This is a genomic window from Bacillus cereus group sp. MYBK216-1 (genome assembly GCF_051916495.1).
Classification (GTDB): domain Bacteria; phylum Bacillota; class Bacilli; order Bacillales; family Bacillaceae_G; genus Bacillus_A; species Bacillus_A thuringiensis_K.
The window spans coordinates 1-16992 of the sequence record NZ_JBQAGT010000015.1 but is presented as its reverse complement, the minus strand read 5'-3'; the positions used below and the strand labels follow the sequence as shown (position 1 = coordinate 16992).

Below are 16992 nucleotides of genomic sequence, written 5' to 3'. Positions count from 1 at the left end.
AGAGGGTGTGAACGTGCCACAGTTTTTCTTAAACAAAAGATTAATTGTTTTGTTGGTTAGTATTATTCTTCTCGTGGCATTGATTGGAATCTCATTGAAAGAACGGAACAGTTTAACATGGCCAGAGCAGTTTGTTAAAGATACTGTCGGTGTTGTAGAACGTGTATTCCAAAAGCCAGCGAAATACGTAGCTGGATTCTTCGAAAATGTAGAGGATGTAAAGCGCACGTATGAAGAGAATAAAGAATTAAAAGCAAAATTAGATAATTATGCAGGTCTATCAGGGAAAGTAAAACAATTAGAAGATGATAACAAGAAGCTACAAGAGCTAACTGGTAAAAAAGAGTTAAATAGTGGGTATACTGAAATTCCAGCTACTGTTGTTTCTCGTAATCCAGATAAATGGTACGATTTAATTGGAATTGATAAAGGGGCACAGCAAGGAATTAAGAAAGATATGGCGGTAGTAACTTCACAAGGGTTAGTTGGAAGAGTGAAAAGTGTATCTCAGTTTACATCATCAGTAGAATTACTAAGTTCTATGAGCCGAACAAATCGCGTTTCTGCTATTGTACAAGGGCAAGAGAAAATCTTTGGATTGATTGAAGGTTATGACAAAGAAAAGCAATTACTTCTTTTCACAAAGATTGGCTCTGATGCACCGGTAGAGAAAGATCAACTAGTTGTAACATCTGGACTGGGTGATATTTTCCCGAAAGGTCTTGTAATTGGAAAAATCGTTGAAGTTCAGCCGGATGCATATGGCTTAACAAAAACAGCTTATGTAAAACCTTCCGCTGATTTAAATGACGTAGAGCATATTACGGTTGCTAAACGTGCAACACCTTCAGCGCCATTAGAATAGGAGGAGAAGAAGAGATGATGAAGATATTAAAAAGAGCAGCTCTTCCTCTTTTGCTCCTTTTTGTGTTTCTATTTGAAAATATGTTTGCTACTTTTGTTCCAACGGATGTGTTTTGGAAAGACAGCATAGTAGCACCGCATTTCTTTATAATCGTCTTATGTTTTATTACAGTGTATTATAGTCCGGTTCAAGGGATTTATTACGGACTATTATTTGGCTTCTTATTTGATACCGTATACACAGAGCTTGTCGGGATATATATTTTTGCTTATCCGATTTTAGCCTATTTAGTTTATAGTGTGATGAAAGTACTACAATTGAATTTATTTATTGTTGTTTCTATCATATTAGCTAGCGTTGTAGCACTAGAGTATTATGTGTATGGATTCTTAACTTTGTTAGGACGTACTCATATGCCAGCGTATGTCTTTTTCACAGATCGTCTCCTTTCTACTTTATTGTTAAATGCTATTTTCTTATTGATAGTTTGTTTCCCACTGAGACGATATATAGTGCGTCTTTCAAAAGCGATGGAAGAAAAAGAAAAAAGGATTTTCTAATTTTATGTCGAATTGAATCGGTGGGGTGAACTTTAGTGGAAGAAAAAAAGCAACAAAATGTAACGATAAAAGGGACAAAAGATGGGATAACGCTTCATTTAGATGATTGTTGTTCATTCTCAGAATTATTGATGGAATTAGAAGAAAAACTTTCTACACATTACTACGATGGTGATGGGCGCTCTTTAATTGAAGTGCATGTGAAAGTAGGAAATCGTTATTTAACAGAAGTCCAACAAGAAGAGATTCGTACGTTAATTCGTAATAAAAAGAATCTTGTTGTGGATTCAATTGAAAGTGATGTTATCACTAAAGCAGAAGCAATAGCTTGGAAAGAAGAAACAGAAATTGTCCCTATTTCCAAAATTGTTCGCTCTGGACAAGTTTTACATGTAAAAGGAAATTTGTTGTTAATTGGTGATGTTAATCCAGGCGGAACGGTTATCGCTGGGGGGAATATTTTTGTCGTAGGATCATTAAGAGGAATTGCACATGCTGGGTATTATGGGGATTCGGATGCTGTAATTGCTGCATCTGTTATGAACCCGATGCAACTTCGAATTAGTGATGTGGCAATGCGGGCTCCGGAAGAGAAAGAAGACGGAGCGGAGGCGGCAGAATGTGCGTATATTAATGAGAACAATCACATTGTTGTCGATCGCCTGCAACTTCTCACTCATCTTAGACCTAATTTAACAAAGTTAGAAAGGGGAATTGTATAGCTGTGGGAGAGGCAATAGTAATTACATCTGGAAAAGGCGGAGTAGGTAAAACTACTACATCTGCGAACATTGGTACGGCCCTAGCGTTATCTGGAAAGAAAGTGTGCTTAATTGACACAGATATCGGTCTTCGAAATTTAGACGTAGTAATGGGGCTGGAAAATCGTATTGTATTTGATCTTGTTGATGTCGTTGAAGGGCGTTGCCGTTTACCTCAGGCTCTTATTAAAGACAAACGTTTTGATGATCTTTATTTATTACCTGCAGCACAAACGAGTGATAAATCAGCGGTAACACCTGAACAAATGGATGAATTAATACAAGTATTACGTCAAGATTATGATTACATATTAATCGATTGTCCTGCGGGGATTGAGCAGGGATTTAAAAATGCGGTAGCTGGTGCGGATAAAGCAATCGTTGTTACGACTCCAGAAGTATCCTCAATGCGCGATGCGGATCGTATTATTGGGCTTTTAGAAAAAGAGGATATTGAACCACCGAAACTTGTTATTAACCGTGTACGTAGTCATATGCTTCATGAACAGGATATGTTAGATGTTGATGAAATTGTACGTACATTGTCAATCGAGCTTCTTGGTGTTGTCGAAGATGACGATGAAGTTATTCGAGCTACAAATACAGGTGAACCTGTGGCGTTGCAACCAAGCGGAAAAGCAGCGTTGGCTTATCGTAATATTGCAAGACGCTTGTTAGGTGAGAATGTACCATTACAAGCATTTGAACAAGAAAAGGTATCGGTATTTGCAAAGGTGAAAAACTTCTTTGGAATCCGTTAAGAGCACTTCGCACATATGCGAAGTGCTTTCTTTTTTCTTCACACGAATATCTTTCTTTCTTAGCTCATACATATGTACAAACTGTATACAACTGTTTCTATTGAAATTAGCTTAACGAAAGAAAGGAGACAGTATGAAGAATAGACGCGTAGAAGAAATTAAAAAGCGGATTGCAAAAAGGAAGGCCGAGCAAGAAAGGATGGAGGAAGAGCAGTATTTTAACGGAGGGAATTTTGATAGTGAAGCGGTATTTATTGAAGATGGAGAAAAGGAAATGCATCCTTTATTTCGAAAGGAAGTCTTTTTCTTCAAAGTTTTATTATCAGCAATATTAGTTCTTTCGGTTGCTATTTTATATAAGAATGCTCCTTCTTCATTTAATGGAGCTAAAGCTGTTACGGAAAAAGTGATGAAAGAGGAATTTCAGTTTGCTACTGTAGCGAAATGGTACGAAAAGCAATTTGGAAAACCGCTTGTATTCTATTCGCCGAACGAGAAAAAAGAAGGAAGTATTCAGCAAAAAGATTATGCAATTCCTGCTTCTGGAAAGGTAATGCAAGGGTTTCAAAAAAATGGCCAAGGTGTATTTGTCCAAACAGCTACAAATGCAAAAGTGGAATCAGTGAATGAAGGGTTAGTTGTTTTTGCAGGCAAGAAAGAGGAACTTGGAAATACAGTTCAAATTCAACATGCAGATGGTACGGAGTCATGGTATGCAAACTTAAATGATATGTCAGTGAAATTATATGATTACGTTTCAAAGAAACAAAAAATTGGAACGGTGAGTAATGATACAAATGATAAAAATGGAAAGTTTTATTTCGCGATAAAAAAGAATGAAAAATTTATTGATCCGATCCAGGTGATCTCATTTGATTAAATATAGGGACGTTTTAACGAAAATTTCCGTGCATCCATTATTTTGGGTTATTATTGTCATTGGTATTTTTACTGCGCGTTTTAAAGAGTTACTACTGTTATTTTGTATTGTTCTTATTCATGAACTTGGGCATGCTTTTGCAGCAGCACACTATAATTGGCGTATAAAAAGAATTCAGCTTTTGCCGTTTGGTGGCGTTGCCGAGCTTGAGGAACATGGTAATAAGTCATTGAAAGAGGAACTTGTTGTCGTAATTGCAGGACCGATTCAACATGTTTGGATGATGCTGGTAGGTTATATGTTGTTCGAAGCCGGTTGGCTGAATGCAGATTTATATTATTTCTTTATGTGGAATAATATAATTATTTTAGCATTTAATTTACTCCCTATTTGGCCGTTAGATGGCGGGAAAGTATTGTTTAATGTATTATCATATCGTTTCCCTTATTTACAAGCACATGAAAAGATGATGAAATTGTCATGTGTTTTTTTTGGTGTAATATTAGGATGGCAGTTACTCTGGAATAGTAACAATATTATGATGTGGGTACTACTCGTATTTTTAGCAGTGTCATTATATCGAGAGTGGAAACAAAGACGGTATGCATTTATGCGTTTTTTATTAGAACGTTATTATGGAAACAAAAGAGGAATCGAAAAGATTGCACCTATTGAAGTGCAAACGGAAGATCGTTTATATACGATATTCACAAAATTTCGTAGAGGATATAAGCATTCTATTATCGTCCGTGGAAAATATAAAGAGCATTACACATTGGATGAAAATGAATTGCTCTATGCATATTTTACTGAAAAACGAACAACTTCATCAGTTGAAGAATTAATCGGTTAGTGTTGACGATAGCACTAACCTTTTATTATTGTAAAAGCAAAGAAGATTATAAAGTGAGGAAATAATTTTGAAAACGTTATATGTAAATTACGCTGGTTCGGAAAAGCGCGTTGCAATTGAAGAGAAGAAAAAGATTGTTGAATTTTTATGGAAACGTAATGAAGAGCAAGAGATTGTTGGGCATATTTATGTTGGGCGTGTCGTAAGAACAATTGCTGGAATGAATGCAGCTTTTGTAAACATCGGTTTAGAAAAGCATGCTTACCTTTCGTACGATGATGTACCATCTTCTTATCGTATACATGAAGGGCAAGCGATACTCGTACAAGTTGTGAAAGAGGCAATTGATACGAAAGGGCCTAAATTGACAGCGAATATAGAATTTACCGGGAAATATGTCGTTTATATGCCGTTTGATGAGATGCGCGCTGTTTCTCGAAAAATAAAAAATAATAAAAGAAGACAACAGTTACTCCAAATTGAAATAGAGGGAACGGGGGGATACATTTTCCGCTCTGCTTCTGAAAAAGGAGAAATTGAAAAAATACAAGCTGAAATGCAAAGGTTACAGCAGTTATATGAAGAGTTAAAAAGAAAAGAGAGCCAAGGAAAGGCACCGTTACTACTTCATCGACCGGCAACTTTTTTAGATCGTGTATTTCAAGAAAATCCGATTGAGACGATTGAAAAAGTAGTTGTAGATACAAGGAGTATAGTAAAAGAATTAGAAGAAAAGGTCGGTAAAGAGAAAGTATCTTTTTATAATGAAAAGTCTTCGATGTTTAACCATTTTGGAATAGAGCGTGAAATTGAGAAAGCACTCCAAAAAATTGTTTGGCTTCCAAATGGTGCTTATTTAATTGTAGAACAAATGGAGACGATGACTGTAATTGATGTGAATACGGGCAAGTTTACGGGAAAACAAAATTTACAAGATACAGTACTTCGCACAAATGAGATGGCAGCTGAAGAAATTGCACGCCAATTAAGACTTCGTGATATTGGTGGTATGATATTAATTGATTTTATTAATATGAAAAAAAGAGAAGATAAAGAAAAGGTAAGAGAATGTCTCATAGCTGCTATGCAAGATGACCGCACATATACAAGGGTGCTCGGCTTTACGGAGCTAGGGATTTTGGAAATGACACGTAAACGTAAAAAGCATTCTTTACGGGACGTATTATTAAAAGAGTGTGTACCTTGCAAAGCGACGGGTTATGTGATGTCGTATGAAACAATTGCATATGAGTTAGAGAGAGAACTAATCACATATGGGAATATAGAAGATGAAGCAGTATTAATCGCTGCGCCTAAAGAACTGCAAAAACAGTTTTTGCAAAAAGAATTACAAAAAAATATTCCATTTGAAATTTATTTCAAAGATGATAATATCGAAAAGTATGCTATCGTTCGTTTTGGAAGTAAAAAAGAAATTGTAGAACGGAAAAAATAGTTAGCAGAACATTTATTGACAACTGTCTATGATTCATGATAACATCTTTATGTTATAGTTTATAGCACCTAAACGGCTATATGCTACAACCGCACAAGACAGGTTCCCTAAAGGCATTTATGTCTACCTCGTTTTTGGCGAGTCTTAGTAATTAAGAGGAGGTGCAAGTATGTACGCAATTATCGAAACAGGTGGAAAACAAATTAAAGTTGAAGCTGGTCAAGCAATCTACATTGAAAAATTAGATGTTGAAGCTGGTGAAACTGTTACTTTTGACAAAGTTCTTTTCGTTGGTGGCGAAAACGTTAAAGTTGGTAGCCCAGTTGTAGAAGGTGCAACAGTTACTGCGAAAGTTGAAAAACAAGGTCGCGCTAAGAAAATTATCGTTTTCAAATACAAAGCGAAAAAGAACAATCGTAAGAAACAAGGTCATCGTCAACCTTACACTAAGCTAGTTGTTGAAGCTATCAACGCTTAATTCTGGTTAACATGATTAAAATTACGATAAGTCGCACGAAATTAGGAAGTATCCAATCATTTAAAATGACTGGACATGCCGATTATGCGCCACATGGACAAGACCTTGTCTGTGCTGGAACTACAGCGGTTGTGTTTGGTTCTATAAATGCAGTGGAACAACTTTGTAATGTGCAAGCAACTATTGAACTCGGAAGTGATGGCGGATTCTTAACGTATGAATTGCCTAATGATTTAGACGTTCATGCAGCAGAAAAAGCACAAACGCTTTTAGAAGGATTAGTTGTTTCGCTTAAGACGATCGAACTTGATTACGGAAAGTATATCCGTTTAATAGAAAAAGTGCAGGAGGTGTAACGTATGTTAAGATTAGATCTTCAGTTTTTCGCATCTAAGAAAGGTGTAGGTAGTACAAAGAACGGTCGTGACTCTCAGTCAAAACGTCTTGGTGCTAAACGCGCAGATGGTCAAACGGTTACAGGTGGTTCAATTCTTTACCGTCAACGCGGTACAAAAATTTATCCAGGTGTTAACGTTGGTCGTGGTGGCGATGACACTTTATACGCGAAAGTTGACGGCGTAGTACGCTTTGAGCGTCTTGGCCGTGACCGCAAACAAGTGAGCGTATATCCTGTTGCTCAAGAAGCATAAGAACTCACGGAAAACTCTAACCTGAGTGCAGGTTAGAGTTTTTCTATATTAAGGGGTATCTAAATGAATGAAAAATGGACAATTATAGATGCATTGCGCCATTCAAGACATGATTGGCTCAATCGTATGCAGATGGTGAAAGGAAACCTTTCCCTTGGAAAAGTGGAAGAAATTCATAGTCTCATCGATCGTTTTGTCCAAGAAGCGAGACAAGAATCCAATCTGATGGGGCTATCAATGCCTTTATTTTCAGAGTGGATTTTAACATATAATTGGAAACAGCAGCCGTGCTTATTGGAGTACGAAGTATTAGGGAAATTACATAACTTATCTCACTTAGATGAGACTGTATGTACATGGACGAACCAATTTTTCTCGATGCTTCAGCATAGTTTAGACGTATATGTTGAAAATTATGTTTGTATCACAATTGAATGTGACGCGGATAATGCTCGTTTCTTTTTTGATTTTCGTGGTAAGCTAACGAGTGTAGAAGAACTACAGAATTGGCTTGCGACCCAAAACAATAAATGGTATTCCATTTCTTATACAGTGCGAGACGAAGAAGTCTCAGTTATATTACAACCAATTGAAAAAAGTGTGGTGAAATAATGTTTGTAGATCAGGTCAAAATATATGTAAAAGGCGGCGACGGTGGTAACGGTATGGTTGCGTATCGTCGTGAGAAGTATGTACCAAAAGGTGGCCCAGCAGGTGGCGACGGCGGTAAAGGTGCAGATGTTGTTTTCGTAGTTGAGGAAGGCTTACGTACATTAATGGACTTCCGCTACCAACGTCATTTCAAAGCTGATCGCGGTCAGCACGGAATGAGTAAAGGTCAGCACGGACGTAAATCTGAAGATTTACTTGTAAAGGTTCCGCCAGGAACAGTAGTAAAAGATGAAAAAACTGGTCAAATTCTTGCCGATTTAGTAACGCATGGACAAACTGCTGTAATTGCAAAAGGTGGCCGCGGTGGCCGTGGTAACTCACGTTTCGCAACAGCTACGAACCCAGCGCCAGAAATCGCTGAGAACGGGGAACCAGGTCAAGAGCGTGATGTTATTCTAGAACTTAAAGTACTAGCAGACGTTGGACTCGTTGGATTCCCAAGTGTAGGTAAATCTACATTATTATCTGTTGTATCATCAGCGCGTCCGAAAATTGCAGAGTATCACTTCACAACAATCGTTCCAAATCTTGGTGTTGTTGAAACTGGTGATAACCGCAGCTTCGTTATGGCTGACCTTCCAGGACTAATTGAAGGCGCACATGCTGGCGTCGGACTTGGACACCAATTCTTACGTCATATTGAGCGTACACGTGTAATCGTGCATGTTATTGATATGTCTGGTTTAGAAGGCCGTGATCCATATGAAGATTACGTAACGATTAATAATGAATTAAAAGAATACAATCTTCGCTTAACTGAGCGTCCACAAGTTGTTGTTGCAAACAAAATGGATATGCCAGATGCAGAAGAAAACTTACAAGCATTTAAAGAGAAAGTGGGAGACGAAGTAAAAATCTTCCCAATCTCAGCTGTAACAAGACAAGGTGTTCGTGACTTACTGTTTGAAGTAGCGAACTTAATAGAAACAACACCAGAATTCCCAATACATGAAGTTGCGGATGAGTCTGATACAAGTGTAATGTACAAATTTGATACTGAAGGTGTTAAATTTGAAATTACACGTGAAAGTGATGGCACGTTTGTTATCTCTGGTTACGATATCGAGAAAACATTCAAGATGACAGACTTCTCACGTGATGAATCTGTACGTCGTTTCGCTCGTCAAATGCGCGGAATGGGTATTGATGAAGCGCTTCGTGCACGTGGCGCGAAAGACGGAGATATTGTAAAAATTCTTGAATATGAATTTGAATTTATCGATTAAGACTGCCGAAATACGGCAGTCTTTTTTATATCGCAAAAATCGGATTTGTACAGGAAAAAATCCCCACTAATTAAATTTTCAATTTATAATAAAAAGGGGAGTGGTTTTAGAAGAATTTTTTTATGGGGAGAAAACGAACATGTATAAAATATTAATTGTAGAAGATGATGAGAAAATCGCGGGAATATTAGAAGAGCATTTAGAAAGGTATGGCTATCAATCATTTAGAGCAAGTGATTTACGTCAAATAAAAGATGAGTTTGTAAAAGTGAATCCTCATCTCGTGTTACTTGATATTAATTTACCGTACTTTGACGGTTTTTATTGGTGTCGTCAAATTCGTACTGTATCGAATGCGCCAATTATTTTTGTTTCTGCAAGAACAGGAGAAATGGATCAAGTAATGGCGATTGAAAATGGCGGCGATGATTATATTACAAAGCCATTCCATTTAGATATCGTAATGGCAAAGGTGAAGAGTGCACTTCGCCGTGGTTATGGAGAGTATGCTTCTGCTGCTGAGAATGATTGTTTAGGTGTAAATGGACTGTTGTTATTCCCGTCTCAGCATATTGTTGAGTGGCAGGGACAACAAACTGAACTGACAAAAAATGAGTTCTACTTATTAGAGTGTTTAATGAAACAAGTGAATCAATATGTAACGCGCGAAGAACTGTTAGAAGCTCTATGGGATGAAGTAGCATTTGTGGATGATAATACATTAACCGTAAATGTAAAACGTGTAAGGAAGAAACTAGAGGAGTTAGGCATTAAAAATGCAATTGTAACGAAACGTGGATATGGTTATGCGCTTCTTACGGAGTGGGGCGAAGGGCATGAAGGTTAAAAATTACTTCATGGACCGCTTTTCTTTAATTCTTTCTTATATTGTTAGCCTTTGTTTATTTGGGCTTGTACTGCAGTTGCAAAGTCTTTTAGAAAAGGAATCCATTGATTGGAGTACGTGGTTATATGGACTTTTATTAGGAACTGTTGTATTTACTGTATACCTCATTTACGATTACCGAAAACGGAGTGTGTTTTTAAAGAGGATCGAAAAGTACGTTACTGGCGGAAATACATTACATGACTCTTTACTTATTGATGAATCTTATACATCAGAGCAAGAAATGGTCGTTGAATCTTTTACGTTATTAAGACAGCAATATATGAATGAAGTTCATAAACAGCATGCGAAAGAGCAACAGCAAATGATATTTATGAACCAATGGATTCACCAAATGAAAACACCAGTATCTGTTATTGAATTATTGTTGCAGAAGTTTGGCAAAGAGCATCGTGAGGCAAGAGTAACAGTTGAAAGTATCCGTGAAGAAAATAACCGCATACTAAATGGTTTAGATTTAGCGTTACATATGGCAAGACTAGAACAGTTTGCGAAAGATTATAAGGTAGAAGTAGTAAATGTTATAGATGTAGTGCGAGGTATTATTAATGAAAATCGAAAATCCTTCATTCAATCGTCTGTATTTCCGAAAGTGATGTTTCAAGAAGATACTTGTATGGTTGCATCTGATAGAAAATGGCTCAGTATTGCTATAGGTCAAATCGTTGTAAATGCAATTAAGTATACGAAAATTTCAGAAGCAGAGAAAAAGGAAATTCAATTTCAAATTGAAGAGAAAGATCAAAAAGTGTTATTACATATTAAGGACAATGGAATCGGTATTCCAGAGCAAGATGTAAAGCGTATATTTGATCCATTCTTTACGGGGATAAATGGCCGTAAAACGAGAGAAGCGACTGGGATGGGTTTATATATTACGAAGGAAATTTGCGATAATTTACATCACGGTATTTATGTGCAATCGGTTGAAGGAGAAGGGACGACATTTACGTTCCAATTTGCAAAAGATGAAGAATATCATACATTAATGAGAAAAATGACAAAACTGTAAGATAACAAAACGTTTTGTAAGGGAAATCACTCGTTTCTTTTTCTTATTTTTCTTATAGTAAATGTAAGAAGAAAACACATAGGGGGATTAGAAATGAGTGTTCTTGAAGTAAAAGGATTAACGAAGGTGTACCAATCAAAAGGTTCAGTAGCGACGACTGCTTTAAATGATATAAATTTTAAAATAGAAGAAGGCGAATTTGTAGGGATTATGGGTCCTTCGGGAAGCGGGAAAACAACGCTTTTAAATTTATTGGCGACAATTGATAAGCAAACTTCAGGTCATGTGCTTGTAAATGGGGAAGAAATTAATCAAATGCGTGCTGCAAAATTAGCGGAGTTTCGCCGTACACATTTAGGGTTCATCTTCCAAGATTTTAACTTACTTGATACGTTATCCATTAAAGAAAACATTATTTTACCACTTGTAATGGCGAAGAAATCTGTAAATGAAATCGATGCGAAAGTACTGGAAATTGCGAAGTTTTTAAACATCGAAGAAATTTTAAATAAAAAAGTATACGAAGTATCAGGCGGACAACAGCAACGTGCAGCAGCTGCGAGAGCGATCATTCATGAGCCTACGTTAATTTTAGCAGATGAGCCGACTGGAAACTTAGATTCGAAGTCAGCAAAATCATTAATGAGCGCGTTGCAAGACTTACATGAACAAAAGAAAGTGACAATTGCAATGGTAACGCATGATCCAGTAGCAGCGAGTTATTGCGAACGTATTCTATTCATTCGCGACGGAGAAATTTTCTCAGAAATACATAAAGGAAGAACGAAACAAGCCTTTTTCCAAGAAATTCTGGACGTACTTGCGATGCTAGGAGGAGAATATCATGAACTTTCGCCAGCTCGCGCTTAATAACGTAAAAGGAAATTGGCGTAACTATAAAGCGTTTCTTATAAGTAGTTGTTTATCGATTGTCGTATTTTTCATGTATGCTTCTTTTATTTATCATCCAGATGTCGTAAGCGGTAATATTAGTATGAGAAAGATGATCACAAAAGGATTAGAATCGATGAATTATATTGTGGTCATCTTCTCGGCACTCTTTATTTTATATGCAAATTCAACGTTTTTACGAGCAAGAAAAAAAGAGTTTGGCCTACTAACATTAATAGGCGGAACGAAATCGCAGCTCGGCCGAATGATTATATTAGAGCAACTGATGTTAGGTAGTATTGCAATTGTAGTTGGTATTGGGGTTGGAATGCTTTGTTCAAAATTATTTTTCCAAGCGTTAAGCGTATTATTAAAAATAGATAAGACACTTCCACTCGTTTGGAATAGTAAAGCAGTTCTTATTACAGCTGGTGTATACTTTATTCTATTTTTAATCCTGTCATTGTTTAGTGTTTGGACAGTAGGACGCTTGCAAATTATTGATTTATTAAGAGAGGCAAGAAAGCAAAAAGTAGAGCCGTTTGCATTTACATGGTTAAGTATAGTTGGTATAGGATGTATTATTGCTGCATATGTACTTAGCTTCCAAGTAACGTTTCTGAATTTCCTCATCCTCTTTTTACCGGTGGTAGGACTGACAATTGGCGGAACGTATTTACTATTTACACAAGGTAGTACAGTTGTATTAAAAGCATTACAAAAAAGAAAGCAATCTTTCTATACATATCCAAATATGTTTGTTCTTAGCAACCTTATTTATAAAATGAAAGATAATGCTCGTTTTCTATTTGTAATTTCTATTATTACGGCGATTGTATCCTCGACCGTTGGCACGCTTTACGTATATTTTGAGGATATGAGTTATAAAACGGTAGTCAAAACTCCACATGCTATTTCATATGAGGAAAAGGGGTTAAATACGCATAGCCTTATTAATGAAGAAAAGGTACAGGAGCTTGTGAAGAGACACGGGTTTGAAGATGCGCGAAAAGTAACATACATAAAACTACCGGCAACACAGAAAGTAACGTTTTTTAACGGTGAACATGAAGTGCCGATCACGATTATTTCAGAAAAAGAATATAATGCAGAAGTGCGCAAACAAAAGAGAGAGCAAGTTACAGAAGTTCATAATGTACCAGGTAGTGCAACGATGGTTATGGTCGATATGGCAAATGAACTGATGAAGATAGATCGTACGAAACCGTATGAATTTACAATGAACGGACAAAAGCAGTCTGTTCAGCTAAATAGCCCAACTTCATTTTCTGTTTTTAATGATAGTGAATATCTCGTTGTAAATGATCAAGATTTTGAGAAATATGCAAAACTCGTACCAGATGAAGAAAAGACGAAATATTATGGTTATTATATTGAGGATTGGAAAAGTACAGAAGATCTTGTATTAGATTTGAAAAATGAAATTGCACCAGAAAAGCAAGGGGAATTGAGAAATTCAGTGTTTGCGTATAAGGATATAAGAGAAGGTGGAGCAATTACAATGTTCATCGGTTTCTTCGTAGCGGTACTGTTCTTCTTCTTCGCTTGTAGTATGACATACTTTAAATGGTTTAACGATAAAGAACAAGATCGTATTCAATTTAAATCGTTAAAGAGAATCGGTATGACAGATAAAGAAATTCGCAAAATTGCGATTCGACAAATGGGAGTTATCTTCTTTATCCCAATTTTAATCGGTTCCATTCATAGTGGAGTTGCTCTTCATACGTTAGGGAAAATGCTTTATATTGATTTGTGGAAATCAGGTGCGCTTGTAATTGGAGCATACATTTTAGCTTCTGCCATTTACTTTATGATCGCGCAAAGAGGATATTTAAAACACGTAAAAAGCTAGGGGAATCTCTAGCTTTTTGCCAATGTAGTAAGTTACAGGAGGACGATAGATGAACATTCGGCAACTAGCGCTGCAAAATATAAAAGGAAATTGGCGTAATTATAAAGTGTTTTTCTTAAGTAGTTGTTTTGCAATATTTGCTTCTTACGCATATATGTCTGTCATTGTGCATCCATATATGCAAGAGACGATGTGGTATCAAAACGTACGCTGGGGACTTATCATATGTAATGTTATAATCATTTCTTTTTTCGTCATATTTATTTTGTACTCTACTTCTATTTTCATAGAAGCACGTAAGAAAGAATTAGGGTTATATATGTTAATGGGAGCAACGAAGTCTAACGTAATAGGAGTGATTATGACCGAGCAAATTTTAATCGGGGTCTTCGCGAATATTTTCGGTATTGGGCTTGGTATGATATTTTTAAAACTCTTTTTTATGGTATTTAGTATGTTACTGGGGCTTCCGAAAGAACTACCTGTTATATTTGACGTAAGGGCGATTGGTGTAACATTTATTACATATATGGTCGTTTTTATTTTGTTATCTTTTATAAGTGCTTTACGTATATGGAATATAAAAATCATTCGGTTATTGAAAGAATTTCGAACAGATAAAAAAGAGAAAAAAACATCAAAGTGGCTTTGTTTATTCGGTTTTGCTTGTTTAGTGGGCGGGTATGCGTTGGCGCTACAAGTGACGATGGCTACGATAGTGATATACTTTTTCCCTGTGTCTATACTTGTCTTTTTTGGAACGTACTTTTCTTTCGCGCATGGAGCTACCCAAGTGTTAGAAATGATAAAGCGAAATAAAAAGATTATGTATACATATCCATATTTATTTATAGTGAATCAATTGTCACATCGAATGAAGGAAAATGGTCGCTTTTTCTTTCTGATGTCTATGGCAACGACGTTTGTAGTTACAGCAACAGGTACGGTGTTTTTATATTTTTCTAGCATGCAAGATATGTGGCGAACTGGAGGGGTACACTCGTTTTCGTACATAGAAAAAGGTATTTCTACTCATGAGGTCTTTGAGGAAGGTGCGGTTGAAAAATTACTGCATCAATATGAGTATGATGATTTTCAATATATGAGTTTTATTGGAGTGTATGCATCCTTTCAGTCTAATAAGGGAGAAACAACAATAGCACCGCTTATAAAAGAAAGTGAATATAACCAAGAAGCGAGGAAACAAAAACAGAAAACGTATCGTCCTAAAAAAGGTACAGTGACACTCGTTTATTATAATAAATACAATAATTCGAATGTATATAATCAAAAAGAGATTCAATTGCAAGTAATGAATCAACCATATCAATTCGTATTTAACGGTCAGAAAGAAGGTGTTCAATTTAACCATCATCCCTCGTACATTAATGGTCTGTTCTTCGTTATGAATGATGAAGATTTTGACAGTATAGCAAATCAGGTTCCTGATTCTGAAAAAATGATATATAGAGGCTACACATTACCAAATATCGAAAAGACGAAGAAATTAAATGAAGATTTACGGAAACATATGAAACAAGATAATAATGCATTTCGAAGCAATATGGAGTTATATGTAAATATGAAAGAAGGCGGCGATATTACTCTATTTGTAGGCTCATTTATTAGTATATTATTTTTTCTTACTTCATGTAGTATCGTGTATTTTAAATGGTTCCATAATATTGCATCGGACCGAAAGCAGTATGGTGCACTCTCTAAACTTGGAATGACGAAGGAAGAAGTATGGAAAATTTCTCGTTGGCAATTATGTATGCTATTTTTTGCGCCAATTATAGTAGGGAGTATGCATAGTGCAGTTGCGTTATATACGTTTCATAATACGCTTTTTATGGATGGATCATTAAGAAAAGTAGGTTTGTTCATTCTGTTTTATATCGCAGCATGTATCATTTATTTCTTCTTCGCTCAAAGAGAATATAAGAAACATTTAGACTAGCGAAAGCCAGTCTTTTTTTAATATTAGAAATTTACATAGAAGAATATAAAAAAGTATGGTATAACAGTAAGAAAACGAAAAAGAGGGGAAAAGACGATGATTCGAGTAGGATATTTAGGACCAGAAGCAACATTTACAAATATGGCGGTGAGTCGTTTTTTTCCAGAAGCAGAGCATGTACCGTATCGAACGATTCCAGATTGTATAGATGCAGCTGCAAATGAAAATGTAGACTTCGCAGTTGTACCGTTAGAAAATGCAATAGAAGGTTCAGTGAATATAACGGTTGATTATCTTGTACATGAGCAGCCGCTTTCCATTGTAGGAGAAATTACAGTACCAATTCAGCAGCATTTACTTGTACATCCGCAGTATGCAGAAGTGTGGGATGAAGTATATGCGGTGCATTCTCATCCGCATGCCATTGCACAGTGCCATAAATTTTTAAATGAAGAATTAAAAGGAGTAACTGTTCGAGATATGACATCCACAAGTGCCGCTGCGCAATATGTGAAAGAACATCCTGAAGAGAAAATTGCCGCTATTGCAAATGAAGCAGCTGCAGAAAAATATGGATTAACAATTGTGAGGCGTAGCATTCATACGCATAAAAATAATCACACACGTTTCCTAGTACTCCATAAGAAAAAGAAAGCAGTACTCCCGAATAACGGAGAGAACCGCGGAGAGAAAACGACGCTTATGATAACGTTACCTGCAGATTATGCAGGTGCCCTATATCAAGTGTTATCAGCTTTTGCATGGAGAAAATTAAACTTATCAAAAATCGAATCGCGTCCGATGAAAACAGGTCTTGGAAATTACTTTTTCTTAATCGATGTCGATAAAGCATATGATGACGTATTATTGCCAGGCGTAACGATGGAACTTGAAGCACTCGGTTTTTCTGTTACTGTGCTGGGGAGTTATTCTTCTTATTGGTTGTAAAGGGAGCTGTTGTTAAACTTGTTTGAAATGAAAAGTTGTTTATCGGTTTGAGGCAGAGTAAGCTATCGATTCTATTGAAGTAAGTGATTAATTAAGCTAGCAAAATAAAGAAGCCATCCTAAAAGATTGAAGTGACCCCCGAAAGTTAGACAGGTCGTTTCATTAGGCAGCCTCTAGGGTATGAGCCCGGTATTGTACTGGGCTCATACCCTTTAATTTTGCCTTAATTCTTTTAT

The 16992-nt window shown here is 36.4% G+C and carries 19 protein-coding genes and 1 other annotated feature; of the genes, 18 read left to right on the top strand and 1 reads right to left on the bottom strand.

Annotation, left to right across the window (positions count from 1 at the left end):
* Positions 1 to 13: 13 nt before the first annotated feature.
* From mreC to pheA, 18 genes are all read left to right on the top strand, one after another.
* Positions 14 to 865 (top strand): rod shape-determining protein MreC, encoded by an 852-nt coding sequence (mreC, locus tag ACTFRH_RS27775; RefSeq protein WP_001135489.1) that lies wholly within the window; start codon positions 14 to 16, stop codon positions 863 to 865.
* 14 nt (positions 866 to 879) lie between these two features.
* Entirely contained in the window at positions 880 to 1425 is a 546-nt protein-coding gene (gene mreD / locus ACTFRH_RS27770; protein WP_000975748.1) for a rod shape-determining protein MreD, read from the top strand.
* Positions 1426 to 1460: 35 nt separating this feature from the next.
* Positions 1461 to 2147 carry a septum site-determining protein MinC gene (gene minC, locus ACTFRH_RS27765; protein WP_000391523.1) on the top strand — a complete coding sequence of 229 codons (687 nt, stop codon included), beginning with the start codon at positions 1461 to 1463 and terminating at the stop codon, positions 2145 to 2147.
* Positions 2148 to 2149: 2 nt separating this feature from the next.
* Positions 2150 to 2947, top strand: coding sequence for a septum site-determining protein MinD (gene minD / locus ACTFRH_RS27760; protein WP_000503309.1), 798 nt, complete (start codon positions 2150 to 2152; stop codon positions 2945 to 2947).
* A 133-nt stretch (positions 2948 to 3080) separates the two neighbouring features.
* Positions 3081 to 3827: a stage IV sporulation protein SpoIVFA gene (gene spoIVFA, locus ACTFRH_RS27755; RefSeq protein ID WP_000797471.1), complete on the top strand. Its 747-nt coding sequence runs from the start codon at positions 3081 to 3083 to the stop codon at positions 3825 to 3827.
* Positions 3820 to 4680: a stage IV sporulation intramembrane metalloprotease SpoIVFB gene (gene spoIVFB / locus ACTFRH_RS27750; protein WP_000599053.1), complete on the top strand. Its 861-nt coding sequence runs from the start codon at positions 3820 to 3822 to the stop codon at positions 4678 to 4680. The genes spoIVFA and spoIVFB overlap by 8 nt, the downstream gene beginning before the upstream one ends.
* A 67-nt stretch (positions 4681 to 4747) precedes the next feature.
* On the top strand, positions 4748 to 6136 hold the full coding sequence (locus tag ACTFRH_RS27745) for an Rne/Rng family ribonuclease (RefSeq protein ID WP_000855497.1): 1389 nt from the start codon (positions 4748 to 4750) through the stop codon (positions 6134 to 6136).
* Between the two features lie 77 nt (positions 6137 to 6213).
* Positions 6214 to 6291 (top strand) — a sequence feature (ribosomal protein L21 leader region).
* Positions 6292 to 6305: 14 nt separating this feature from the next.
* Complete coding sequence (gene rplU / locus ACTFRH_RS27740; RefSeq protein WP_000270907.1) at positions 6306 to 6614, top strand: 50S ribosomal protein L21; 309 nt, start codon at positions 6306 to 6308, stop codon at positions 6612 to 6614.
* 11 nt (positions 6615 to 6625) lie between these two features.
* A complete protein-coding gene (locus ACTFRH_RS27735; RefSeq protein WP_002164192.1) occupies positions 6626 to 6970 on the top strand; it encodes a ribosomal-processing cysteine protease Prp in 345 nt (114 codons plus the stop codon).
* 3 nt (positions 6971 to 6973) lie between these two features.
* The gene (gene rpmA, locus ACTFRH_RS27730) at positions 6974 to 7264 is read left to right on the top strand and encodes a 50S ribosomal protein L27 (RefSeq protein ID WP_000944958.1); all 291 of its coding nucleotides are present in this window, start codon (positions 6974 to 6976) and stop codon (positions 7262 to 7264) included.
* Positions 7265 to 7327: 63 nt separating this feature from the next.
* Positions 7328 to 7876: a sporulation initiation phosphotransferase B gene (locus ACTFRH_RS27725; protein WP_001003584.1), complete on the top strand. Its 549-nt coding sequence runs from the start codon at positions 7328 to 7330 to the stop codon at positions 7874 to 7876.
* Entirely contained in the window at positions 7876 to 9162 is a 1287-nt protein-coding gene (gene obgE / locus ACTFRH_RS27720; RefSeq protein WP_000497128.1) for a GTPase ObgE, read from the top strand. Before ACTFRH_RS27725 ends, obgE begins: the two co-directional genes overlap by 1 nt.
* 139 nt (positions 9163 to 9301) lie before the next feature.
* Complete coding sequence (locus tag ACTFRH_RS27715) at positions 9302 to 10009, top strand: response regulator transcription factor (RefSeq protein ID WP_002164191.1); 708 nt, start codon at positions 9302 to 9304, stop codon at positions 10007 to 10009.
* Entirely contained in the window at positions 9999 to 11081 is a 1083-nt protein-coding gene (locus ACTFRH_RS27710; RefSeq protein WP_000865388.1) for a HAMP domain-containing histidine kinase, read from the top strand. The genes ACTFRH_RS27715 and ACTFRH_RS27710 overlap by 11 nt, the downstream gene beginning before the upstream one ends.
* A 93-nt stretch (positions 11082 to 11174) precedes the next feature.
* The gene (locus ACTFRH_RS27705) at positions 11175 to 11951 is read left to right on the top strand and encodes an ABC transporter ATP-binding protein (RefSeq protein WP_000114530.1); all 777 of its coding nucleotides are present in this window, start codon (positions 11175 to 11177) and stop codon (positions 11949 to 11951) included.
* A complete protein-coding gene (locus ACTFRH_RS27700; RefSeq protein WP_001011428.1) occupies positions 11926 to 13848 on the top strand; it encodes an ABC transporter permease in 1923 nt (640 codons plus the stop codon). The genes ACTFRH_RS27705 and ACTFRH_RS27700 overlap by 26 nt, the downstream gene beginning before the upstream one ends.
* A gap of 49 nt (positions 13849 to 13897) precedes the next feature.
* On the top strand, positions 13898 to 15808 hold the full coding sequence (locus tag ACTFRH_RS27695) for an ABC transporter permease (RefSeq protein ID WP_001026369.1): 1911 nt from the start codon (positions 13898 to 13900) through the stop codon (positions 15806 to 15808).
* A gap of 96 nt (positions 15809 to 15904) precedes the next feature.
* Positions 15905 to 16756 (top strand): prephenate dehydratase, encoded by an 852-nt coding sequence (gene pheA / locus ACTFRH_RS27690; RefSeq protein WP_000621701.1) that lies wholly within the window; start codon positions 15905 to 15907, stop codon positions 16754 to 16756.
* A gap of 162 nt (positions 16757 to 16918) precedes the next feature.
* Here pheA and ACTFRH_RS27685 read toward each other — a convergent pair.
* On the bottom strand, positions 16919 to 16992 hold a 74-nt coding region (locus ACTFRH_RS27685), incomplete at its 5' end, for an integrase core domain-containing protein (RefSeq protein ID WP_228161212.1).

Excerpts from the sequence above, each read along its gene's own strand:
- mreD (WP_000975748.1), top strand. The coding sequence starts at position 880 with ATGATGAAGATATTAAAAAGAGCAGCTCTTCCTCTTTTGCTCCTTTTT.
- spoIVFA (WP_000797471.1), top strand. The coding sequence starts at position 3,081 with ATGAAGAATAGACGCGTAGAAGAAATTAAAAAGCGGATTGCAAAAAGG.
- rplU (WP_000270907.1), top strand. The coding sequence starts at position 6,306 with ATGTACGCAATTATCGAAACAGGTGGAAAACAAATTAAAGTTGAAGCT.
- ACTFRH_RS27735 (WP_002164192.1), top strand. The coding sequence starts at position 6,626 with ATGATTAAAATTACGATAAGTCGCACGAAATTAGGAAGTATCCAATCA.
- rpmA (WP_000944958.1), top strand. The coding sequence starts at position 6,974 with ATGTTAAGATTAGATCTTCAGTTTTTCGCATCTAAGAAAGGTGTAGGT.
- ACTFRH_RS27725 (WP_001003584.1), top strand. The coding sequence starts at position 7,328 with ATGAATGAAAAATGGACAATTATAGATGCATTGCGCCATTCAAGACAT.
- obgE (WP_000497128.1), top strand. The coding sequence starts at position 7,876 with ATGTTTGTAGATCAGGTCAAAATATATGTAAAAGGCGGCGACGGTGGT.
- ACTFRH_RS27715 (WP_002164191.1), top strand. The coding sequence starts at position 9,302 with ATGTATAAAATATTAATTGTAGAAGATGATGAGAAAATCGCGGGAATA.
- ACTFRH_RS27710 (WP_000865388.1), top strand. The coding sequence starts at position 9,999 with ATGAAGGTTAAAAATTACTTCATGGACCGCTTTTCTTTAATTCTTTCT.
- ACTFRH_RS27705 (WP_000114530.1), top strand. The coding sequence starts at position 11,175 with ATGAGTGTTCTTGAAGTAAAAGGATTAACGAAGGTGTACCAATCAAAA.
- ACTFRH_RS27700 (WP_001011428.1), top strand. The coding sequence starts at position 11,926 with ATGAACTTTCGCCAGCTCGCGCTTAATAACGTAAAAGGAAATTGGCGT.
- ACTFRH_RS27695 (WP_001026369.1), top strand. The coding sequence starts at position 13,898 with ATGAACATTCGGCAACTAGCGCTGCAAAATATAAAAGGAAATTGGCGT.
- pheA (WP_000621701.1), top strand. The coding sequence starts at position 15,905 with ATGATTCGAGTAGGATATTTAGGACCAGAAGCAACATTTACAAATATG.